At 66.9% G+C, this 20,885-nt stretch carries 20 protein-coding genes; 11 read left to right on the forward strand and 9 right to left on the reverse strand.

Features of this window, described 5'->3' with window-relative positions:
• Positions 1-174 precede the first annotated feature (174 nt).
• The 3 genes from ACOTSS_RS02785 to xth all read left to right on the forward strand — a co-directional run bounded on the left by ACOTSS_RS02785 (position 175) and on the right by xth (position 2,250).
• The gene (locus ACOTSS_RS02785; protein ID WP_448690022.1) at positions 175-816 is read left to right on the forward strand and encodes a M23 family metallopeptidase; all 642 of its coding nucleotides are present in this window, start codon (positions 175-177) and stop codon (positions 814-816) included.
• An 87-nt stretch (positions 817-903) separates the two neighbouring features.
• Positions 904-1,245 (forward strand): iron-sulfur cluster insertion protein ErpA, encoded by a 342-nt coding sequence (gene erpA, locus ACOTSS_RS02790; protein WP_448690023.1) that lies wholly within the window; start codon positions 904-906, stop codon positions 1,243-1,245.
• Positions 1,246-1,479: 234 nt separating this feature from the next.
• Entirely contained in the window at positions 1,480-2,250 is a 771-nt protein-coding gene (gene xth / locus ACOTSS_RS02795; RefSeq protein ID WP_448690024.1) for an exodeoxyribonuclease III, read from the forward strand.
• Between the two features lie 55 nt (positions 2,251-2,305).
• Here xth and ACOTSS_RS02800 read toward each other — a convergent pair whose 3' ends face one another.
• The 3 genes from ACOTSS_RS02800 to ACOTSS_RS02810 form a co-directional block, all read right to left on the reverse strand.
• On the reverse strand, positions 2,306-3,427 hold the full coding sequence (locus tag ACOTSS_RS02800; RefSeq protein ID WP_448690025.1) for a DUF1501 domain-containing protein: 1,122 nt from the start codon (positions 3,425-3,427) through the stop codon (positions 2,306-2,308).
• A gap of 3 nt (positions 3,428-3,430) precedes the next feature.
• Positions 3,431-4,867, reverse strand: a complete 1,437-nt coding sequence (locus tag ACOTSS_RS02805; RefSeq protein ID WP_448690026.1) for a DUF1800 domain-containing protein — start codon at positions 4,865-4,867, stop codon at positions 3,431-3,433.
• Positions 4,868-5,085: 218 nt separating this feature from the next.
• Positions 5,086-6,255, reverse strand: a complete 1,170-nt coding sequence (locus tag ACOTSS_RS02810) for an N-acetyltransferase (RefSeq protein WP_448690027.1) — start codon at positions 6,253-6,255, stop codon at positions 5,086-5,088.
• A gap of 128 nt (positions 6,256-6,383) precedes the next feature.
• Here ACOTSS_RS02810 and ACOTSS_RS02815 point away from each other — a divergent pair, with 128 nt between their 5' ends.
• Positions 6,384-7,472: a fatty acid desaturase family protein gene (locus ACOTSS_RS02815; RefSeq protein WP_448690028.1), complete on the forward strand. Its 1,089-nt coding sequence runs from the start codon at positions 6,384-6,386 to the stop codon at positions 7,470-7,472.
• Between the two features lie 30 nt (positions 7,473-7,502).
• On the opposite strand, the gene ACOTSS_RS02820 is transcribed toward ACOTSS_RS02815, so the two are convergent.
• The 3 genes from ACOTSS_RS02820 to lptF are packed head-to-tail and all read right to left on the reverse strand — an operon-like array spanning position 7,503 to position 10,039.
• A complete protein-coding gene (locus ACOTSS_RS02820; protein WP_448690029.1) occupies positions 7,503-7,778 on the reverse strand; it encodes a hypothetical protein in 276 nt (91 codons plus the stop codon).
• Between the two features lie 12 nt (positions 7,779-7,790).
• Positions 7,791-8,888, reverse strand: a complete 1,098-nt coding sequence (gene lptG / locus ACOTSS_RS02825) for an LPS export ABC transporter permease LptG (protein WP_448690030.1) — start codon at positions 8,886-8,888, stop codon at positions 7,791-7,793.
• Positions 8,888-10,039, reverse strand: coding sequence for an LPS export ABC transporter permease LptF (gene lptF, locus ACOTSS_RS02830; protein ID WP_448691280.1), 1,152 nt, complete (start codon positions 10,037-10,039; stop codon positions 8,888-8,890). Before lptF ends, lptG begins: the two co-directional genes overlap by 1 nt.
• 186 nt (positions 10,040-10,225) lie before the next feature.
• Between lptF and ACOTSS_RS02835 the strand changes: the two genes are divergently transcribed.
• Genes ACOTSS_RS02835 through ACOTSS_RS02845 form a run of 3 tightly spaced genes read left to right on the forward strand, consistent with a single transcriptional unit; the run spans position 10,226 to position 12,582 of the window.
• Entirely contained in the window at positions 10,226-10,735 is a 510-nt protein-coding gene (locus ACOTSS_RS02835) for a DUF2141 domain-containing protein (RefSeq protein ID WP_448690031.1), read from the forward strand.
• Positions 10,736-10,737: 2 nt separating this feature from the next.
• Entirely contained in the window at positions 10,738-11,709 is a 972-nt protein-coding gene (locus tag ACOTSS_RS02840) for a diacylglycerol/lipid kinase family protein (protein ID WP_448690032.1), read from the forward strand.
• 12 nt (positions 11,710-11,721) lie between these two features.
• Positions 11,722-12,582: a hypothetical protein gene (locus tag ACOTSS_RS02845; RefSeq protein ID WP_448690033.1), complete on the forward strand. Its 861-nt coding sequence runs from the start codon at positions 11,722-11,724 to the stop codon at positions 12,580-12,582.
• Between the two features lie 145 nt (positions 12,583-12,727).
• On the opposite strand, the gene ACOTSS_RS02850 is transcribed toward ACOTSS_RS02845, so the two are convergent.
• From ACOTSS_RS02850 to ACOTSS_RS02860, 3 genes are all read right to left on the reverse strand, one after another.
• Positions 12,728-14,692, reverse strand: a complete 1,965-nt coding sequence (locus ACOTSS_RS02850; RefSeq protein WP_448690034.1) for an ATP-binding protein — start codon at positions 14,690-14,692, stop codon at positions 12,728-12,730.
• 111 nt (positions 14,693-14,803) lie between these two features.
• Complete coding sequence (spt, locus tag ACOTSS_RS02855; RefSeq protein ID WP_448690035.1) at positions 14,804-16,006, reverse strand: serine palmitoyltransferase; 1,203 nt, start codon at positions 16,004-16,006, stop codon at positions 14,804-14,806.
• 92 nt (positions 16,007-16,098) lie between these two features.
• Entirely contained in the window at positions 16,099-16,335 is a 237-nt protein-coding gene (locus ACOTSS_RS02860; protein WP_448690036.1) for an acyl carrier protein, read from the reverse strand.
• A 99-nt stretch (positions 16,336-16,434) separates the two neighbouring features.
• Here ACOTSS_RS02860 and ACOTSS_RS02865 point away from each other — a divergent pair, with 99 nt between their 5' ends.
• The 4 genes from ACOTSS_RS02865 (at position 16,435) to groL (ending at position 20,815) form a co-directional block, all read left to right on the forward strand.
• A complete protein-coding gene (locus tag ACOTSS_RS02865; RefSeq protein WP_448690037.1) occupies positions 16,435-17,061 on the forward strand; it encodes a Pycsar system effector family protein in 627 nt (208 codons plus the stop codon).
• Positions 17,062-17,294: 233 nt separating this feature from the next.
• On the forward strand, positions 17,295-18,692 hold the full coding sequence (locus ACOTSS_RS02870) for an MATE family efflux transporter (RefSeq protein WP_448690038.1): 1,398 nt from the start codon (positions 17,295-17,297) through the stop codon (positions 18,690-18,692).
• Between the two features lie 129 nt (positions 18,693-18,821).
• Positions 18,822-19,109: a co-chaperone GroES gene (groES, locus tag ACOTSS_RS02875; RefSeq protein WP_184096238.1), complete on the forward strand. Its 288-nt coding sequence runs from the start codon at positions 18,822-18,824 to the stop codon at positions 19,107-19,109.
• A 62-nt stretch (positions 19,110-19,171) separates the two neighbouring features.
• The gene (gene groL, locus ACOTSS_RS02880) at positions 19,172-20,815 is read left to right on the forward strand and encodes a chaperonin GroEL (RefSeq protein ID WP_448690039.1); all 1,644 of its coding nucleotides are present in this window, start codon (positions 19,172-19,174) and stop codon (positions 20,813-20,815) included.
• Positions 20,816-20,885: the final 70 nt, after the last annotated feature.

Consider the following 20,885-nt stretch of genomic DNA (forward strand, 5'->3'; position numbering starts at 1 on the left):
TGCACCAGGGCTTCCGCGGGCAGGGAATTATCCCATCCAGACAAACAACCGGCACCGGCGGAGCAAAAACACCGTCGGCGACATGGCTAAGAGCGGGGTCGATACGTGCGGAACGCGACACGAACGCAAAGGTTTCATCTCGGACTGATTTTCTGCGCGCTGGCGTCGATGGGCATGACCGCCCCGGCGCACGCGGTCGAAACGAGCGCCGCCGCTGGCGTTCCCGTCCCCGACGAGCCCGACGACGAAGGCTTCGACGCGGGCGTGACCCCCTCGGTCAAGGAAGACGGCGAGGCGCGCGCGGTGTTCCAGGCGTGGAAGCGCCTCGACACCGGCCTCACCGCCTCGCTCGGCGTGTCGGTGCCCTCGCGCCGCCCGATCGAGCAGATGTCGCTCTCTTCCTCCTATGGCATGCGCACCCACCCGATCACGGGCCGCGTCGCGCGCCACAACGGCATCGACATTCCCGCGCCCCGCGGCACTCCCATTTACGCGACCGCCGACGGCATTGTCGGCCGCGCCCAGCGCCTCGGCGGCTACGGCAATTATGTCGAGATCGAGCATGGCAACGCGATCGAGACGCGCTACGGCCACATGTCCTCCTACATCGTCCATCCGGGGCAGCAGGTGAAGAAGGGCGAAATCATCGGTTATGTCGGCTCGACGGGCCGTTCGACCGGCAACCATCTGCACTATGAAGTCCGCATCGACGGCGCGCCGGTCAACCCGCTGCCCTTCGTCCGCTCGGACTCGATGGCGATCGCCGCGCTCTCGGGCGACGGCAAGGCGCTCGCGATGGGTGGTCCCGAAGAATAAGGCTTTCAGGGTCGGAGAGGAGGGGCGCCCTCCGGCCAAAGGCCGGGGCGCCCTTTTCATTTGCGCCCGAAGCCCTATCTTGGCGTCATGGCCACCCAGCTTTCCGATATCGCCCTGTCCCCCGCCGCGGCGGCGCGCGTGCGCTGGATCGCCGAGCGCAAGGGCGCTGATCTTCCCGCGCTGCGACTCGCGGTCGACGGCGGCGGCTGCTCGGGCTTCACCTATCGCTTCGATCTGGCCGAGGCCATCGACGCCGACGACATCGTCACCGAGACCGACGGGGTGAAGCTGGTCGTCGACCCCGTCAGCATCGACCTGGTGCGCGGCTGCACCGTCGATTTCGTCGATTCGCTCGGCGGATCGTCGTTCAAGGTCGAGAATCCGAACGCCGCCTCGGGCTGCGGCTGCGGATCGAGCTTCTCGATCTAAGGCTCGCCCCTCTTTCCCGTCATGCTGAACTTGTTTCAGTATCCACGACCTCTTCCCAATTCGTCATTGCGAGCGGAGCGAAGCAATCCAGAGCGGCCTTGCCCCGCTTTGGATTGCTTCGTCGCTTCGCTCCTCGCAATGACGAGGTAGCGGATGCGAACGGGATAATTGCCGATTTGATCCGGGGTGACGAAGGGACTGGGATCGGCCCTGTCTTCCTGCCATAGACGGGCGATGAAAATCGCCACCTTCAACATCAACGGCATCAAGGCGCGGATGCCGCGTCTCGTCGAATGGCTCGAGGAAACCCAGCCCGACGTCGCCTGCCTGCAGGAACTGAAATCGAGCGACGAGACGATGCCGACGGCCGAGATCGAGGCGGCGGGGTACGGCATGCTCTATCACGGGCAAAAGGGGTTCAACGGCGTCGCGATCCTCGCGCGCGGGACCGAGCCGGTCGAGATTCAGCGCGGCCTCGCCGGCGAGGCCGAGGACGAGCAGTCGCGCTATCTGGAGGCCGACGTCCACGGCATCCGCGTCGCGTCGATCTACCTTCCCAACGGCAATCCGCAGCCGGGCCCGAAATTCGACTACAAGCTCCGCTGGATGAAGCGGCTGCGCGAGCGTGCGCAGGCGCTGCTCGCTGCCGAAATCCCGACCATCCTGACCGGCGACTATAATGTCATCCCACACGATGATGACGTCTGGGACCCGCGCGCGATGGCGAACGACGCGCTGATGCAGCCCGATTCGCGCGACGCGTATTTCCGGATACTCGGCGACGGCTGGACCGACGCGATCCGCAGCCGCCACCCGGCCGGAGGCGTCTGGACCTTCTGGGACTATCAGGCGGGCGGCTGGCAGCGCGATCACGGCTTTCGCATCGACCATCTGCTGCTGAGCCCCGCGCTCGCCGACCGGCTGGTCGATGCCGGCGTCGACAAGGACCATCGCGGCCGCGAAAAGGCGAGCGACCATGCGCCGACCTGGGTGGTTTTGCGCTAGGTTTCGATCGCCTCACCATTCGTCATCCCGGCCTTAGCCGGGATGACGATTCCATTCAAACGTCCGGATAGAGCGTCTTCGTCACCCGGGCGGGATCGAGCGCATAATGATGCGCGATCGCCGCCGCGATCACGCTTTCGAGGCTGCGCGTCGGCTTGAGGTCGCGCCCGTCGAAGCGTGCCGCCACGGCGAGCCCCGGCCAGTCGGCCGACACCTGCCCACCCTGGGCGAGCCCGCCGCCGAAGAACATCGCGGCCGATCCGGTGCCATGGTCGGTGCCGCCGGTGCCGTTGACCGCGACGGTGCGGCCGAATTCGGTCGCGACGATCACCAGCGTGTCGGTCCATGCGGGCCCCAGCCCCGCCTGCAGCGCGCCGACGAGCCGGTCGAGCCCGCGGAGCTGCGCGTTCAGGCGCCCGCGCTGGCCGCTGTGCGTGTCCCAGCCGCCGGTTTCGACCATCATCACCCGCGCGCCGTCGGCGGGCGTCATCAGCGACGCCGCGAGCGTGCCGAGGTCGGCGCCGTTGCGGCCGTTGTTGCCGCCGATGTCGCTCGCGAGTTCCTGCGTCCTGACTGCGCTCTCCCAAAGCGGGTGGAGCAGCGCGTCGCCTTCGTATAGCGCGGTCAGCCGCGCGATCAGGTCGGCGTCGGCTTGGGGCAGGCGGCTCGGCGCATAGGTGGCGACGGGCGCGTCGCCGCGCAGCGCCAGCGGCACCGCCGGAGCGATCGCGAGGGCGTCACGCTCGCTCTCGGGGAGCAGGGTGAGCAGCCGCCCGACCCAGCCGTCGGCGTGTTCATAGGGGCGCGACCCGCCGCCCTCGAGGACATTCTGGCCGTCGAAATGCGATCGGTCGCGATAGGCGGTGGCGACGGCATGGGCGAAATGGGCCTGGCGAGCGGCATAGAGCGTCGCGCCGGTGGCGAGCGCGGGGTGCAACGTGAACAGCCCGCCGAGCTTCGCGCCGCCCGCCACATCCTCGGCGAGCGCGCCGCGCGCGGCGGCGAAGGCGGGGTCGCCGGTCGGTGCGACGATCGACAGCCCGTCGGCGGCGCCGCGCTGGATGACGAAGACGAGACGCTTGGCCGTCCCCGCGGCCGCCCAGGCGACGCGCGGCATCGCGCTCGCGGCGGCGGCGGTGAGGCCCGAAAGGAGGAGAGTGCGGCGCGAGAATATCATAGCCTATCTCCGCAGGAAGGCCGGGGTGGCGAACAGCATGGCGAGGCCCTGTCCCGGACTGTCGGCGCGCGCGATCGCCTTCGCGGCCGCGGGGGTCAGGGCATCGGCGAGCAGCAGCGGCGCGAGGGCGCGCGCGTCGGCGCGGTCGCCGATCCGCCCCGCGACGCGGCTGGCGAGTTCGACGCGCTGCATCAGCGCCGCCGAGCCCGCCCAGGTCGCGACCCTGTCGTCATAGCCGGCGGGCGAGCCCGGGCGCCACAGCGGCTGGCCGAGCTGGGTGAACATCGCCGCGATATTCTGGCGCGGCCCGAGCGCCTCGGCCTTCAGGCCGCGCAGCATCGACACCGTCCAGTCCCACGGCGATTTGAACATCGCGGGCTCGGCCGCCCAGGGCTCGGGCGAGGCAACGAGGGTGCGGTAGAGCGAAGAGAGGTCGCCGCCGGTCGCTTGAAAATCGGCCGCGAGCCGGTCGACCAGCGCCGCGGGCGGCGTGTCGCCCGCGAAATGGCGCGCGAGTTTGGTCGCGATGTGGCGCGCGGTCGCGGGATGGGTCGCGAGGTCGCGCAGCACCGCCTCGGCCTGTTTCGCGCCGGGCTGGTCGTAACGCTTGCCGAGGATCGTCTGCGGCCCCGGCTCGTGCAGCCGGTCGATGAACACCGTATCGCCAGGCGTCGCGTCGGCGGGCATCAGCCGCTGCCCCGCTCCGCGCCCGAGCCCCGCGACGGTCAGCCCGGTCAGCGCCTTGGCGAAGGCGGTGACGTCGGCCTGCGTATAGCCGGTGCGCACCCCCAGCGTGTGGAGTTCCAATATCTCGCGCCCCAGATTCTCGTTGAGCCCCGGTCCGGGGCGGCCCCGGCGGGTACGGATGCGGGTCGAAACGGGGCTGTCGGGGCCGAAGCTCTGCGCCTGGTCGAGATAGAGCAGCATCGCCGGGTGGCGCACCGCGGCGATCAGCAGGTCGGAAAATTTGCCGAGGATATGGGGGCGAATCGCCTCATATTCGAAATTGCCGGCGAAGCCGATCACCGGCAGCTTGTCGGCCGACACCGCGAAATGATTGGCCCAGAAATGCGTGAGCCGCTCGGGGAAGGGGGTGGGCGAGGCGACGGCGGCGGCAAGGCGCGCGCGCACCGCGTCGACATAATGGCCGCGGATCGCCGAGCGCGACAGGCCTTGCAGCTCGGGCGGCATCCCCTTGTCCGCCGCGTCCACCGGCTGCGCGTCCTTTGCGGTCCTACGCATCGCGGCGCGTTCGTCGCGATATTCGATATAGGCATCGGCGATCGCGGCGCGTCCCGCCAGTGCCGCGATCAGCGGCGGCGCGGGGTCGAAAGCACCGAGCTCGGCGATCAGCGCCGCGCGCGCGGCGCCCGCGGGCGCGAGATCGTCATAACGGCGGCCGAGGCCGAAGCGGTTGGCGGCGAGATAGTGGATCGCCATGACAAAGCCCTTCCTGATGACGGCTCAGGTTGGCGCGCGTTTGTCGCAAAGCTATCCCAGTGCGGGATTTGGGTTCGTGCAGCCATCAACGATCGAACGCAATATATCCCGTCGTCACCCCGGACTTGATCCGGGGTCCACTCATGCCGGCGCTGGACGAATGGATCCCGGATCAGGTCCGGGATGACGAAAGAAGGAAATGCCTGCTCGTCCCGACCCTAATCCAGCGGCTTGTCGTAGATTTGGTACACGCGATTCTCGGTCGCCTCGATCGCTTTCGCCACCGCGATCATCCCCTGATTGTCGTCGAGCACCCAGCCGATGTCGCCTTGCTGCGCACCATAGAGGGCGACGCCGTCGCGGCGGATGAATTCGATCATCATGAAGGCGAGGGTGCTCGCCATGCGGCTGTTCTGCAATTTCTTCACCACGCCCATCAGCGGCACGCGCAGCACGCGGCTCTTGGGCTTCCGAAGCCACCAGAGCAGCCGCGCCCAGCCGAAGGGGAGGAGCGATCCCTCCATGTCGATCAGCAGTTCGTTGATGTTCGGCAGCACGATCATGAAGGCGACGGGTTCGCCGTCGACCTCCGCGACGCGGATCAGATCCTCGAACACCAGGGTTTTCAGCTTCTTGCCGACATAGGCGATCTCGCTGTCGGTCAGCGGCACGAAACCCCAATTGTCCGACCAGGCGTCGTTCAAGATGCCCATGATCAGCTTCGCCTCGGCGTCGAAGCGGCTCTTGTCGACGCGGCGGATGCGGATGCGGTCGTTCTTCTCGCCCGCGGCGACGATGCGGTTGACGATCGGCGGAAATCCGTCGGTAATGGCGACCGAATAGTTGATCAGCCGCTTGACCGGGCGATAGCCCGCCGCCTCCACCCAGGCGCGGTAGAGCGGGCTGTTGTGGCCGAGCATGATCGTCGGCGGGGTGTCGAAGCCTTCGATCAGCAGCCCCGGCTCGTCCCAGATCGAGATCGACAGCGGCCCGAGCGAGCGATGCATGCCCTGGCCGCGCAGCCAATCCTCGGCCGCGGCGAGCAGCGCGGTCGCGGTTTCTGCATCCTCGGCTTCGAGCAGACCCCAGTTGCCGGTGCCCGGCCCCATCCCCTGCTCGGCGGGCTGCGCGAGCGCGAGCGCGTCGATATGCGCCGAAATGCGCCCCACCGTCCGCCCGTCGCGGCGCGCGAGGAACAGCTGCGCCTTGCCATGCTCGAACCAGGGATTCCTGCCTGGGGTCAGCAGGCCGTAAACTTCGCCCTTCAGCGGCGGCACCCACGCCGGATCGCCGCGGTTGAGGCGAAAGGCGAGCTCGACGAACTCGCGCTTGTCGGCCTTGGTCTGGACGGGAATTATGGTGATCGGACCTGGGGTGTGCGCGGCCATGGCTGGTTTCCTGAACTGGACTTCCTATGTTTATGCGCGACGCATTAGGGCATAGCTGCGGCGCTGGCGACCCGCATTTGGCCATCTTGCTGCCACGAAATCATGGTGAAGACCCCGATATGTTTGCGATGAACACCCTTGTCGACCGGCATTCGGCCGCGCCCGCGGCGCCGGTTCCGAAGTCGGCGATCGCCGACGATATGGCGATGATCCGCGCGGCGTCGGAGCTGACGCGCGATCTCGTCGCGCCCAGCGCGCGCATCTATTGGGCCGATTTCCTCGCCTCGGCCTTCACCGGCTATGCCGGCGTCGCCGCCGCGATCCTCGCGCCCTCGACCCCCTGGATGCTCGCTGCGGCGCTGGTCGCGGTGCTCGCGCTCTACCGCGCGGGCAGCTTCATCCACGAGATCACCCATATCCGCAAGAATGCGCTGCCGGGTTTTCGCCTCTGGTGGAATGTCCTCGCCGGCGTGCCGCTGCTGATCCCCTCCTTCATGTACGAGGGGATCCACAGCCTCCACCACAACCGCACCAAATATGGCACGGTCGAGGATCCCGAATATCTGCCGCTCGCGCTGATGAAGCCGTGGACGGTGCCGCTGTTCGTCGTCGCCGCGGCGTTCGCGCCGATCGCGCTCGTCTTCCGCTATGCGGTGCTGACCCCGCTGTCCTTCCTGATCCCGCCGCTGCGCCGGATCGTGATGGAGCGCTATTCGGGGCTGATCATCAACCCGATGTTCCGCCGCAAGCCCCCCGAAGGCGAGTTCCGCCGCCAATGGGCGTGGCAGGAGGGCGGCGCCTGGGCGTGGTCGACCCTGCTCGTGGCCGCCGCCGTCTTCGGCTGGGTGCCGCTGCGCGCGCTGCTGATCTTCGGCGGCATCGCCTCGGCGAGCATCGTGCTCAACCAGATCCGCACCCTCGTCGCGCATCTGTGGGAGAATGACGGCGAAGTGCTGACGGTGACCGCGCAGTTCCTCGACAGCGTCAACGTCCCGCCGCCGGGCCTGCTCCCCGAATTGTGGGCGCCGGTGGGCCTGCGCTATCACGCGCTCCACCACCTGCTGCCGGGCGTACCCTATCATTCGCTGGCAGAGGCGCACCGCCGGTTGAAGGAGGCGCTGCCGCAGGATTCGCAATATCACAAGGCGAACTACAAGGGGCTGCCGGGGCTGGTCGCGAAGCTGGTTGCGGGGTCGGCGCGGGGCGGGGCGGTCTGAACCATCCCGAACTGGGGTCAGAGCAGATGCTCAGGGCAGATTGGCGAGCGAAGCGATAAACTTTTCTCGCGCGGCGAGGCGCTTGAGCCGCCTTCTCCGAAGCAGAAATCCTGCAACCCCGAATAATCCGCACCAGATCAATGCAAAACCCGCGGAGCCGAGCATCAGCCGCGCATCTTCGGGGTGACGTAACATCATCAGTGCGAAGACGATGATCGAGCCCAGCGATGTCGCCCCCCAAATGCCAAGGAGCAAGCGTTCGGCTGTGGTCGAGGGAACGCTCCGGGCTGACGGGTAGGGATCCATTCGTCGAAACGCCTATTCCTCGGTTCGGATCAAGATCATCTCGCCGATCAGCGCGAAGAGGATGAAGGGGCCCCACGCGGCGAGGAAAGGCGAATAGGCGCCGAGGTCGCCCATCGCGAGCGCGAAATTGTCGGCGACGAAATAGGCGAAGCCCAGTGCCATCCCGAGGATCGCGCGCACGAACAGCTTGCCCGACCGCGCGAGGCCGAAGGCGGCGACTGCGCCCAGGAGCGGCATCAGGATCGCCGAGAGCGGCCCCGAAATCTTGTGCCACAGCACGCCCTTCAGCGAGTCGACGGGGCGTCCCGCGGCTTCGAGATCGGCGATCGCCGACTGGAGCTTCAGAAAGGGCAATTCGTCGCCGTCGACCTGCGCGAGGGTGAACTGGTCGGGCCGCACGCCCTTCGCGGCGACGATATTGCCGAGCGGTTCAAGCGTTCCCGACCGGCGCAGGAAGCGTTTCGCGTTGGTCAGTTCCCATCCGCCGGCCACCGCGCGCGCGCTGTCGGCCGACAGGATCGACGACAGCACGCCCTGGGTGCGTTCGTAGATGGCGACCTTGCCGAGCACGACCACGGGGCCCCCGGTCTGTACGGTCTGGGCATTGATCAGGTCATCGCCGGCGCGCACCCAGATGTTGCTGCGCACCCCGCTGTCCTTGGGCACTTGCGCATATTGCACCTTCTGCCACGCGCTGAGCGCGGCGTTCGCGCGCGTGACGATGCGTTCGTTGAAGGCAAAGCTGATGCCCGCGACGAGCAACGCGGCGAGGAACAGCGGCGCAAGCACCTGATGCGCCGACATGCCCGACGCCTTCATCGCGATGACCTCGCTGTTCTGGTTGAGCGTGATCAGCGTCAGGATCGTGCCGAGCAGCACCGAAAAGGGCAGGAAGGTCTCGATGATCTGCGGCATCCGCATGCCGACATAGCGCCACACGTCGCTGTCGCTGTTGCCCGCGACGGCCAGGATCTTGCCGCTTTCGCCGAGGAGGTCGAGCGTCTGCAGGATCAGCACCAGCGCGAACAGGATCGCGAAGCTGCGGACGAGGAACAGCCGCCCGACATAGAGCGCCATCGTGCGCGAGGGGAAGAAGTGGAGCTGGTGCATCAGGCGGCCTGCTTGCGCTGGAAGAGGCGCGCCAGCGCGCGCACCTTCTGCCCGGCCTTTGCCGCGACCCGTTCGAGCGCGCCGATCGGCTGGCCGCCGGGAACATGCGCGAGCGTATAATACATCCAGACCGCGAGCGCCGCGAACAGCAGGAAGGGCACCCACAACGCGATGACCGGGTCGACGACCCCGCGCGCGCCCATATCCTCCGCATATTGGTTGATCTTGTGCTGGGTGACGAGCAGCACGATCGACAGGAACACCCCCAGCGACGAGGTCGATCGCTTGGGCGGGATGGCGAGCGCGATCGCGATCAGCGGGATCAGGAACATCGACATCACCTCGACGATGCGAAAATGGAAATTCGCGCGGACTTCCAGCCGGGTGGCGGCCGATTCGCTCTGGTCCTTGCCGGCGACGAACAGCTCGGGGATCGTCATTTCGCGGTCGCCGCCGCCGCGCGTGCGAAACGCCTCGATCTTGGGCAGCGGGATCGGCAGGTCGTGGTTGTCGAAGGTCAGCACGCGCGGGACAGCGAATTTCGGGGATTCGTGGATCAGCACCCCCTGTGTCAGCCGCAGGATGATCGTATCGGGATCATCGGTGGCCAGAAACTGCCCCTGCGACGCGGTCGCCGACACGGCCTGCCCGTCCTTGTTCTCGCCGCGCACGAAAATGCCACGCAAGCTGCGCCCGTCGTTGTAGCTTTCCTCGATGCGCAGCGTCATCCGGCTGCCGAGCTTGGTGAATTCGCCGACCTTGATCGACGCGCCGAGCGCCCCCGACCTCAGCTCGAACTGGAGCCCTTCATAGGCGTAGCGCGCATAGGGCTGGATGAAGCCGACGATCGCGAGGTTGAGCAGCGCGAGCGCGAAGGCGAAGACATAGGGGATGCGCATCAGCCGCCCGAAGCTCATCCCTACCCCGCGCAGCACGTCGAGCTCGCTCGACGTCGCGAGGCGGCGGAAGGCGAGCAGGATGCCGAGCATCAGCCCGATCGGGATGCCGAGCGACAGATATTCGGGGATCAGATTGGCGAGCATCCGCCACACGACGCTGACCGGGCCGCCCTCGGTCGCGACGAAATCGAACAGGCGCAGCATCTTTTCGAGGACCAGCAGCATGGCCGAGAGGACGAGCGTGCCGAGCATGGGAAAGAAGATGAGCCGCGCGATATAGCGGTCGATGGCGGGTATCTTGTTCAAGCTTTCGTCGCCCCATCACCATGATTTGGCCGCAAATGTTTCCGATATGCCGATTCAAGGGCGACAGGGACCCATGTCGGCGTGCGCTTTCGCGCGGCTGGCGTGGCTATAACCTCTGGAGGTATTGAGGTCATGTCGAAAATGTTTTTCGCCGGGATACTCGCCGCCGGCGCCGCAGGAGCGCTGATCGCGCCCGTCGCGGCGCAGGGCGCCACGCTGGGTCCGGCGGCCGCCCTTTGCAACAGCAACGCGACCGCCGTGCTGGTCGACGTGCGCGGATTCAAGGCGCGCACGGGGACGCTGCGCGTGCAGATCTACAACGCGGACAAGAGCTATCTCGAAAAGCGCAAATGGCTGGAGCGGGTCGACGTTCCGGTGCGCAACGGCGCGGTGCAGGTCTGCGTGCCGGTGAAGGGTCCGGGCAATTATGTCGTTTCGGTCCGTCACGACATCAACGGCAACGGCAAGTCGGACAAGAGCGACGGCGGCGGCCTGTCGGGCAACCCTGACATGAAGCTCACCGACTTCATCTTCAAGCGCAAGCCCAAGCTGGCGCAGGTCAGCTTCGCGGTCGGCGGCACCACCAAGCGGGTGCCGATCACGCTGAACTACGTCAACGGCCTGTCGTTCGATCCGGTCTGAAGGTGGCCAGCGTCGCGCTCCTTTCCAATCCACGCTCGACGGGCAACCGCTCGCTGTTGCCCCGAGTGCGCGAATATTGCGCGGCGCATCCCGACATCTTCCACTATGAGGTCGAGGCCGTCGACCAGATCGGCGAGGCCATCCGCACCATCGCGATGGTGTCCCCGCGCGTTGTCGCGATCAACGGCGGCGACGGTACCGTCCAGGCGGCGCTGACCGAGCTTTACTCGGGCGGCCATTTCGGCGGTTCGCCGCCGCCGGTCGCGGTGCTGCCCAACGGCAAGACCAACCTGATCGCGCTCGACCTCGGCGCCGAGGGCGATCCGATCAAGGCGCTCGAACGCGTGGTCGAGCTGGTCGGCGACGGCCGGCTCGAGGATCATGTGATCGAACGCCAGCTCATCGCGCTCGACAGCGGCGGCGCGCGTCCCGTGCTCGGCATGTTCCTCGGCGGCGCCTATCTGGCCGACGTGATGCTCTATTGCCGCCACCGCATCTATCCGCTTGGCCTGCCCAACGGCGTGTCGCACTTCCTGGCGGCGATGCTCGCCTTCTTCTCGATCCTGTTCGGTATCGGTGGCGGGCGGCTGCCGCCCAAGCCCGAGCCGATGACGGTGTCGCTCGTTCGCCAGGGCGAGTTCAAGGGCAAATTCTCGCTGCTGATCGTCACCACGCTCGAAAAGCTGCTGCTCAGCATCCGCACCAGCGACAAGCACGGCACCAACGGCCATATGAAGCTGCTCGCGACCGAAAGCAGCGTCGGCGCGCTGTTCCGCATGCTCGGCGCGACATGGCGCGGCACGCTGGGGCAGAATGAACTCGCAGGCGTCCATTTCCAGCAGGGCGACGAGATTCGCATTGAGGGCGAACGCTCGAACGTCATCCTCGACGGCGAAATTTTCGAGGCGACGGGCGGCCGGCCGATCATCCTGACCTCGACGCAGCCGGTGCCTTTCCTGCGCCTCGCGGCCTGACGGGGCGCCACAATGTCCGCTCTGGCCGATCTGGTCCGCGACGAACTGTCGACGCCCGTCGATCCGCGCGTCGCCGCGATGGCGGCGGCGGTCGCGGCCGAATATCCGGGCAGCGCGCGCGCGGTGCTCTTCTACGGAAGCTGCCTCCGCGAAACGCAGCTCGACGGGCTGATGCTCGATTTCTACCTGATCGTCTCCGACTATGCCGACGCCTATCCGAAGCGCTGGCTGCGGCTCGCCAACCGGCTGATCCCGCCCAATGTCTTTCCCTTCCAGTCGGGCGGGCTGATCGCCAAATATGCGGTGCTGAGCGAAGCCGACTTCGAGCGGCTGAACGGGCCCGGGACGCGCAATGTGTCGGTCTGGGCGCGCTTCGCGCAACCGTCGCGGCTGGTGTGGGCGGTCGACGACACCGCGCGGAGCCGCGCGGTCGCCGCCGTATCTCGCGCCGCGCCGACGCTGCTCGCCGCCGCGGGACCGCGCGACGGAGAGGAACCGCTCGACTGGTGGCGCCGCGCCTTCGGCCTTACTTATTCGGTCGAACTCAGGGCCGAACGCACGACGCGCGCCCAATCGGTCGTCGATGCCGATCCCGGCCGCTATCTGCGCTTCAGCGCGCCCGCGATGGCCGCGATTCCGGCGGGGGCGCCGAGCGGCGGCTGGGCAAGACGGCGCATCGAGGGCAAGCTGCTCAGCATCGCCCGGCTCGCGAAGGCGAGCCTGACCTATGCCGGCGGCATCGATTATCTCGCGTGGAAGATCAATCGCCACGCCGGCACGAAGATCGAGATCAAGCCGTGGCAGCGCCGCTGGCCGCTCGTCGCGGCGCTGACGCTCGTGCCGCGCTTGATGAAGAGCGGGGCGATACGATAGAATATGATCGTTCTTTATGGAACCGTCATCCCGGCGAAGGCCGGGATCTCATCGCCTCGGCCTGACGGACCGGCGAGATCCCGGCCTTCGCCGGGATGACGAGATAAGTGGGGCCGTGTTTCAGTCTAACCCGATCATGCCCTAATCAGCTCGCGAGCCGCTGAGCCTCGACCGCGCGTGCATCGCCGCTGCGCCGGATCGCCCGGTCGAGCGCGGCGAGGGTGAAGGGCTTGCGCAGCACGTCGTGGTCGCCGAAGCTCGCGTCCTCGCTCGCATCGCCGGCATAGCCGGTGACGAACAGCACCGACAGGTCGGGCCAGCGCTGCTTGAGCCGCGCGACCATCTCCGGCCCCGTCAGTTCGGGCATCAGCACGTCGGACAGGATCAGGTCGAAGCCGCCATGCCCTTCGACCATTGCCTCGGCTTCGAGCGGGTTGCCGCAGGCCACCGCCTTGTGACCCAGTTCGCTGACGGCGTCGACCGTCGCCGCGAGCACGCGGTGATCGTCCTCGACCACCAGGATGTTCAACATGTCGGCGGGATCCGCCGGCGAAAGGGCCCCGTCGCCGGCATCGTCCTCGACGCCCGCCGCCTTCGGCCTGGCGACCGGCAGCAGCATCGCGACGCTGGTGCCTTCGCCTTCGGTCGACTGGATCTGCACCTCGCCGCCCGACTGGCGGCAGAAGGCGAAGACCTGGCTCATGCCGAGGCCGGTGCCCTGGCCTGCGGGCTTGGTGGTGTAGAAGGGGTCGAAGACGCGTTCGAGCACCTCCGGCGACATGCCGCAGCCGGTGTCGATCACCTGCACCGCGAGCGCCGCCGACTCTTCCTCCTCGTCGCGCAGCGTGCGGATGGTCAGCGACCCATGGCCGTCCATCGCGTCGCGTGCGTTGACCGCGAGGTTGAGCAGGGCATTTTCGAACTGCTGCCGGTCGACCCAGCAGGCGAGCCCGTCTGCCTGGAGGTCGAGCGTCAGCGCGATGCGGTCGCCGATCGTCCGTTCGATCAGCTCGGCAAAGGAGGCGATGCAGGCGTCGATCTCGGTCATTTCGGGCCGCGCCGGCTCCGAGCGGGCGAAGGTCAGCAGCCGCCGGGTCAGGTCGGCGGCGCGGTTGGCCCCATCGAGCGCGTTGTGGATATGCCGCTCGGCCTTGTCGGGGGCTTCGGACAGCCAGCGCTGCGCGAGTTCGAGCCCGCCGACCACCACCGCGAGCATATTGTTGAAGTCGTGCGCGATGCCGCCGGTGAGCTGGCCGACCGCTTCCATCTTCTGCGCCTGACGCAGCCGCGCCTCGGCGGTTTCGCGTTCGGTCATTTCGCTGCGCAGCGCGACGTTCGCCCGTTCGAGTTCTGCGGTCCGTGCCTCGACCGCGGCCTCGAGTTCCATCGCGCGCTCGCTTTCGGCGAACTGCTCGCGCCGCGCGAGCCGCCGGTCGCCCTCGACGCGAAGCAGCGAGAAGGTCGCGGCGATCGCGATGATCGCCGCGGCGGCGCCGAGCAGCGAGAACATGATGATCGCCTGGTTGAGGCTCGCCCGGTCCGACGCCGCGATCCGGTTGCGTTCCGACAGGCGCTGGCGCTCGTCGCGGATCAGCTGCGCGAGCAGCTTGTTGATCCGCCCCAGTGCCGGATCGTGCGCTGCGGCGTTGTATTTGGAGATGGCGGCGATGGTCTGGCGGTAGTTGGCGCTGAGCGCTGCGTCGCCGAGCTGTTCGCCGCGCCGCTCGAGTTCGACGCCGAGCTGGCGCACCAGCTCGGCCTGCTCGGGGCTGTCGCGGACGTTGCGTTGCAACAGGCGCAGATACTGCATCGCGACGCCATATTGCTGCTGATAGATGCGGCCGTCGTCCTTTTGCAGGCCGACCGCGAAACGCCCGAGCGCCGCCTCGGCGCGGGCGAGCGCGGCGTCGAGCGAGCGGGTCTGCGAAATCACCTCGAGGCTGTGCGCCTGCCAGCCGAGCGAGCGGTCATAGGCGTCGTTGGCGCGCATCAGCAGCAGGACGAGCGCCGCGACGACCCCGGTCAGGATCGTCCCGACGCCGATCGTCAGCCAGAAGCGCAGACGCTCCCGGCGGCCCTCGCTCTCATGGTCGCTATCCCTCTCGAACACGCGCCCCTCTTACCGTTTCACCGGGGCGCCGCAAAGCGGGGAAGGGCGCCGAAGCGGCCGCCTCCTTCGTTTCGCCCCGAAAATGCGCCCGCTGGTCGGCGGATGTCCGGTTCAGCTGATGATGCCGATGCGCTTGCCGGCGCGCTCGAAGCGGCCGAGGATCTCGCCGACCTGCTTGCTCGAATGTTCGGCGCACAGCGAGCAGCGCAGCAGCGTCATGCCCGCGGGGGTCGCGGGCGGGCGGGCGAGATTGACGTAAAGCCCTTCCTCGAGCAGCGCCTCCCACATCATCGCGCCGCGCTCCAGGTCGGGCATGATCACCGCGATGATCGCCGACTGCGGCTCGTCGGTGCCGAGCGTGAAGCCCAGATCCCTGAGCCCCTTGTGCAGCGTCTTCGAATTTTCCCACAGATGCGCGCGCTTGTTGCTCCCAAGCATCAGCTTGCGGATGCTCGTCGCGGCGGTCGCGACGACGCTCGGCGGCAGCGAGGCGGTGAACACGTACGGACGGCAGACCAGCCGCATGATCTCGAACTTCGGGTGGTTCGAGACGCAGAAGCCGCCGACGGTGCCGACGCTCTTGCTGAACGTGCCGATGATGAAGTCGACGTCGTCGATGACTCCCTGCGCCTCGGCGACCCCGCGGCCGTGCTCGCCGATGAAGCCCATCGAATGCGCCTCGTCGACCAGCACCATCGCGCCGGCTTCCTTCGAGACGCGGATCATCTCCTTCAGCGGTGCGACGTCGCCGAGCATCGAATAGACGCCTTCGAGCACGACGAGCTTGCCTGCCTCGGGCGGCAGGCGCTTCAGGCGCTTTTCGAGCGCTTCGATGTCGTTGTGGCGGAAGGCGACGATCTCGGCGTCGCCCATCTTGCACCCGTCATAGATCGAGGCGTGGCTGTCGATGTCGAGGATGACATAGTCGCCCTTGCCGGCGATGGTCGAGATGATGCCGAGGTTCGCCTGGTATCCGGTCGAGAAGACCATGGCGTGATCCATGGCGTAGAAGTCCTTGAGCGCTTCCTCGACTTCGCGGTGCCCCTGATAGGTGCCGTTGAGGACGCGGCTGCCGGTGGTGCCGCTGCCGAATTTGTCGAGCGCGTCCTTGCCCGCGGCGATGACATCCTCGTCGAAGGTCATGCCCATATAATTATAGGTGCCGAGCAGGATGGTCTCGCGCCCGTTGCAGATCGCGACGGTCGGCGAGAGCACCTTTTCCATCACCAGGCTGAACGGGTCGGTGACCCCGGTCGCGAGAAGCGCCTCGCGCTGCTGGATCAGCGGGTCGAATTTGGAGAAGAGGTCGGTCATCTTTGGTTTCCATGTTCCCCGGCGAAGGCCGGGGTCCAGACAGGTTGCGCGATCTCGCGGGAGATCCCGGCTTTCGCCGGGATACAGGGCTTTCAGCCCTGCAGCTTTTCCACCGCGGCGACGAGCTGGCCGACATTCTCGATCTCGGCCTGCTGGTTCATGCTGATGATGATGTCGAAGCTGTCCTCGACCTCGGCGACGAAATCCATGACGGTCAGGCTGTCCCATTCGAGGTCGCCGGCGAAGGTGGTGGCGTCGGTCAGTTCGACGCCCTTCTTGTTGAAGGGTTCGATCAGGCCGTGGATCCGGTCGGTGAGGGCGGTGCTCATGGGGTGCGTCCCTAAAATGGTGAACTTGCGCGCGGGAATGCCGCGCCAGCTTTCGCTTGGCAAGCGATTGCGGCGGCAATCGGGCAGCATCTTGCCGATATGCGCCGAACATGCCATCGCTGGGCCGGGTCGGGAACAGGGGATGTGCCGATGGAGGACGACCGGCAGGACATTGCGGCGGCTCCGCCGGGCGCGACCGGCTTTCCGGCCAATGCGGTGCATCTCGCGCGCACCAACCAGCAGCTGACGATGCAATTGTCGCAGATGGCCGACCAGAAGGCGTCGATCCTGATGGGCGCCACCTTCGTCGTCTTCACCCTCGCGGTCGGGCAGGCGCGCGCCGGCGCGGGGGCGTTCGCGATGCCGCTGACGATCCTCGCGACCTTTTCCTTCCTGTCGGCGCTGCTCGCGGTCTCGGCGGTGCTGCCGCGCGTCGGCCAGGCGCCGCCGATCGTCTCCAAGGACGGCAAGGACCACAGCAACATCCTCTTCTTCGGCCGCTTCGCGCAGATGGAGGAGGATGAATTCATCGCGGCGGTGAAGGCGCGGATGCGGACCGAAGAGGATCTCTACGAGACCATATTGCGCGACACCTACCAGAATGGCGTCGTCCTCGCGCGGCGCAAATATCGATATCTCGCTTATGCCTACCGGCTGTTCGTCGTCGGGCTGACGCTGACTTTCCTCGCCTTCGCCTATGAGATGGCGATGCTGTGGAGCCAATGACGCCGCCGCGCTTTCGGTGAGGCGATGCCCCATTCCCTTTCGTCATCCCGGACCTGATCCGGGATCCATTGTCCGAGCGCCGGCGTGAATGGACCCCGGATCAAGTCCGGGGTGACGGTGAAAGGAGCGGCAGGGCGTCGCTGTTGCCTTTTTGCTACCCCCCGCTCCCCAAATGCGGCGCCGCGCTCTCCCGCTATTGAACCGTCATATTCGCCCGCCTATCCGGGCCGGCTATGCTTCAGCAGGCCCACCCCCTGACCGCGGACGCCCCGCGGAGCCTGCGCGCCGAGTTCGGCGCGACGCTGGCGCTTGCCTGGCCGCTCGCGGCGGCGAACCTGCTGCAGATGATGGTCCATGCGGTCGACGTGATCTTCGTCGCGCGGCTCGGCGATGCGGAGCTTGCGGCGGCCTCGCTCGGCGTGTCGATCTTCGGGCTGCTGCTGTGGACGGGCACCGGGCTCGTCGGCGCGTCGGCGCCGCTGATCGCCGCCGAGCTCGGGCGCCGCAAGCATGCGGTGCGCGAGGTGCGGCGCACGGTGCGCATGGCGCTGTGGCTCAGCCTGCTCGTGTCGATCGCCGCGATGGGCATCTGCGCGGCGGGCGGGCCGATCATGATCGCGACCGGGCAGGCGGCGGATATTTCGGCGCACGCGGCAAGCTTCCTCCTCATCCTGATGTGGGGCATGTTCCCGATGGTCGCGGCGAGCGTGCTGCGCATCTTCGTTTCGGCGCTCGGCCGGCCGAAGATCGCGACCGCGATCACCTTCCTCGCGCTCGGGGTCAATGCGCTCGGCAACTGGGCGCTCGTCTTTGGCCATCTCGGCCTGCCCGCGCTGGGCCTCCATGGCTCGGCACTGTCGAGCGTGACGACGAGCACGGTGATGCTGCTCGCCTATGTCGTCGTGATCCAGTCCGACCGCCAGCTTCGCCGCTATCATCTGTTCGGCAATTGGTGGCGCTCCGAATGGGCGCGCTTTCGCGAGATTTTGCGCATCGGCGCGCCGATCGGGCTGATCATCCTCGCCGAGGCGGGGCTGTTCACCGGCGCGGCCTTCCTGATGGGCCGGATCGGCGAGGTGCAACTCGCGGGGCACACGATCGCGCTCCAGGTCGCGGCGCTCGCTTTTCAGATTCCCTTCGGCGTCGCGCAGGCGGCGACGATCCGCGTCGGCCTTTCCTACGGCGCGCGCGATGCGCACGGCATCGCGCTTGCGGGGCGGGCGTCGCTGATCCTCGGCATCGGCTTCATGATCCTCACCGCGGCGACGATGTGGCTGTTCCCGCGGCTCGTGCTGTCGATCTATGTCGACGTCGACGCGGCGCGCAACGCCGCGCTCGTCGGCTATGCGATGCAGTTCCTGGTGGTCGCCGCCGCCTTCCAGCTCTTCGACGGCGCGCAGACGGTCGCGGCGGGCGTGCTCCGCGGCCTCCAGGACACGCGCGTCCCGATGATCATCGCGGTGTGCGGCTATTGGCTCGCGGGCTATGGCACCGCCATCTATCTCGGCTTCTGGACCCCGCTCGCGGGCGTCGGCATCTGGATCGGCCTCGCGGTCGGGCTCGTCGTCGTCGCCGGGCTGCTCCTCACCCGCTGGCGGATGCGGGCTCGTCTCGGCCTTCTCCCGGCCTGACGAAAAAGGCGAAAAAGAATCTCTGCGCCCGCTTGACGCCCCCCGGCCCTCGACCCATATGCCCGCCTGTTAGCACTCGCCCCGCGTGAGTGCTAAAATGACATCCATTGCACCTCTGGAGGGATATCCATGCAATTTCGTCCGCTGCACGACCGCGTGCTCGTTCGCCGCATCGAAGCCGAAGAAAAGACGGCTGGCGGCATCATCATTCCCGACACCGCCAAGGAAAAGCCGCAGGAAGGCGAAGTCGTCGCCGTCGGCACCGGCATCAAGGCCGAGGACGGCAAGGTCACGCCGCTCGACGTCAAGGCCGGCGACCGCATCCTGTTCGGCAAATGGTCGGGCACCGAAGTCAAGGTCGACGGCGAAGAGCTGTTGATCATGAAGGAATCGGACATCCTCGGCGTCATCGCCTGAGCCTGTTCATCGATTTCAGTGTGAAGTTGCGTAGTTTTCTGCGCCTTGAAAGGAATTAGCACATGGCTGCGAAAGACGTTAAATTCAGCCGCGACGCGCGCGAACGCATTCTGCGCGGCGTCGACATCCTCGCCGACGCGGTGAAGGTCACCCTCGGCCCCAAGGGCCGCAATGTCGTGATCGACAAGAGCTTCGGCGCCCCCCGCATCACCAAGGACGGCGTCACCGTCGCCAAGGAAATCGAGCTCAAGGACAAGTTCGAAAACATGGGCGCCCAGATGCTGCGCGAAGTCGCGTCGAAGGCGAACGACAAGGCGGGCGACGGTACCACCACCGCGACCGTCCTCGCCCAGGCGATCGTGCGCGAAGGCATGAAGTCGGTCGCCGCCGGCATGAACCCGATGGACCTGAAGCGCGGCATCGACATTGCGGTGACCAAGGTCGTCGACACGCTCAAGGGCCAGTCGAAGGCCGTTTCGGGCTCGTCCGAAATCGCCCAGGTCGGCATCATCTCGGCCAACGGCGACAAGGAGGTCGGTGAGAAGATCGCCGAAGCCATGGAAAAGGTCGGCAAGGAAGGCGTGATCACCGTCGAGGAAGCCAAGGGCCTCGATTTCGAGCTCGACGTCGTCGAAGGCATGCAGTTCGACCGTGGCTATCTGTCGCCCTATTTCATCACCAACCCGGAAAAGATGCTCGTCGAGCTCGCCGATCCCTACATCCTGATCTTCGAAAAGAAGCTGTCGAACCTCCAGTCGATGCTGCCGATTCTCGAAGCCGTGGTGCAGTCGGGCCGTCCGCTCCTGATCATCGCCGAGGATATCGAGGGCGAAGCGCTCGCGACGCTGGTCGTGAACCGCCTGCGCGGCGGCCTCAAGGTCGCGGCGGTCAAGGCGCCGGGCTTCGGCGATCGCCGCAAGGCGATGCTGCAGGACATCGCGATCCTGACCGCCGGCGAAATGATCAGCGAAGATCTGGGCATCAAGCTCGAATCGGTCACGCTGAACATGCTCGGCCAGGCCAAGCGCGTCACCATCGACAAGGACAACACGACGATCGTCGATGGCGCCGGTGAAGCCGACGCGATCAAGGGCCGCGTCGAACAGATCCGCGCCCAGATCGAAACGACGACCAGCGACTATGACCGTGAAAAGTTGCAGGAACGTCTGGCGAAGCTCGCCGGCGGTGTTGCCGTGATCAAGGTCGGCGGCGCGTCGGAAGTCGAGGTGAAGGAGCGCAAGGATCGCGTCGACGATGCGCTGCACGCGACCCGCGCCGCGGTCGAGGAAGGCATCGTCCCCGGGGGCGGTACCGCGCTCCTCTATGCGACCAAGTCGCTCGAAGGCCTGACCGGCGCGAACGAAGACCAGACCCGCGGCATCGACATCATCCGTCGCGCGCTGCAGGCTCCGGTCCGCCAGATCGCCGAGAACGCCGGCTTCGACGGCGCCGTCGTCGCGGGCAAGCTGTTCGACCAGTCGGACGCGAACTTCGGTTTCAACGCCGCGACCGACACCTATGAGGATCTGGTCAAGGCCGGCGTTATCGACCCGACCAAGGTCGTCCGCACCGCGCTGCAGGACTCGGCTTCGGTCGCGGGCCTGCTCATCACCACCGAAGCGGCGGTGAGCGAGCTGCCCGAAGACAAGCCGGCGATGCCGATGGGCGGCGGCGGCATGGGTGGCATGGGCGGCATGGACTTCTAAAGTCCTGCACCTGCCGTTCGGCGCAAGCTGACAGAAAGGGCCGGGGAGGAAACTCTCCGGCCTTTTTTTG

The sequence above is a fragment of the Sphingopyxis sp. NJF-3 genome (genome assembly GCF_053514865.1).

Coding starts and splice junctions, on each gene's coding strand:
- ACOTSS_RS02785 (WP_448690022.1), top strand. CDS start 175: ATGACCGCCCCGGCGCACGCGGTCGAAACGAGCGCCGCCGCTGGCGTT.
- erpA (WP_448690023.1), top strand. CDS start 904: ATGGCCACCCAGCTTTCCGATATCGCCCTGTCCCCCGCCGCGGCGGCG.
- xth (WP_448690024.1), top strand. CDS start 1,480: ATGAAAATCGCCACCTTCAACATCAACGGCATCAAGGCGCGGATGCCG.
- ACOTSS_RS02800 (WP_448690025.1), bottom strand. CDS start 3,427: ATGATATTCTCGCGCCGCACTCTCCTCCTTTCGGGCCTCACCGCCGCC.
- ACOTSS_RS02805 (WP_448690026.1), bottom strand. CDS start 4,867: ATGGCGATCCACTATCTCGCCGCCAACCGCTTCGGCCTCGGCCGCCGT.
- ACOTSS_RS02810 (WP_448690027.1), bottom strand. CDS start 6,255: ATGGCCGCGCACACCCCAGGTCCGATCACCATAATTCCCGTCCAGACC.
- ACOTSS_RS02815 (WP_448690028.1), top strand. CDS start 6,384: ATGAACACCCTTGTCGACCGGCATTCGGCCGCGCCCGCGGCGCCGGTT.
- ACOTSS_RS02820 (WP_448690029.1), bottom strand. CDS start 7,778: ATGGATCCCTACCCGTCAGCCCGGAGCGTTCCCTCGACCACAGCCGAA.
- lptG (WP_448690030.1), bottom strand. CDS start 8,888: ATGCACCAGCTCCACTTCTTCCCCTCGCGCACGATGGCGCTCTATGTC.
- lptF (WP_448691280.1), bottom strand. CDS start 10,039: ATGCTCGGCACGCTCGTCCTCTCGGCCATGCTGCTGGTCCTCGAAAAG.
- ACOTSS_RS02835 (WP_448690031.1), top strand. CDS start 10,226: ATGTCGAAAATGTTTTTCGCCGGGATACTCGCCGCCGGCGCCGCAGGA.
- ACOTSS_RS02845 (WP_448690033.1), top strand. CDS start 11,722: ATGTCCGCTCTGGCCGATCTGGTCCGCGACGAACTGTCGACGCCCGTC.
- spt (WP_448690035.1), bottom strand. CDS start 16,006: ATGACCGACCTCTTCTCCAAATTCGACCCGCTGATCCAGCAGCGCGAG.
- ACOTSS_RS02860 (WP_448690036.1), bottom strand. CDS start 16,335: ATGAGCACCGCCCTCACCGACCGGATCCACGGCCTGATCGAACCCTTC.
- ACOTSS_RS02865 (WP_448690037.1), top strand. CDS start 16,435: ATGCGCCGAACATGCCATCGCTGGGCCGGGTCGGGAACAGGGGATGTG.
- ACOTSS_RS02870 (WP_448690038.1), top strand. CDS start 17,295: ATGCTTCAGCAGGCCCACCCCCTGACCGCGGACGCCCCGCGGAGCCTG.
- groES (WP_184096238.1), top strand. CDS start 18,822: ATGCAATTTCGTCCGCTGCACGACCGCGTGCTCGTTCGCCGCATCGAA.
- groL (WP_448690039.1), top strand. CDS start 19,172: ATGGCTGCGAAAGACGTTAAATTCAGCCGCGACGCGCGCGAACGCATT.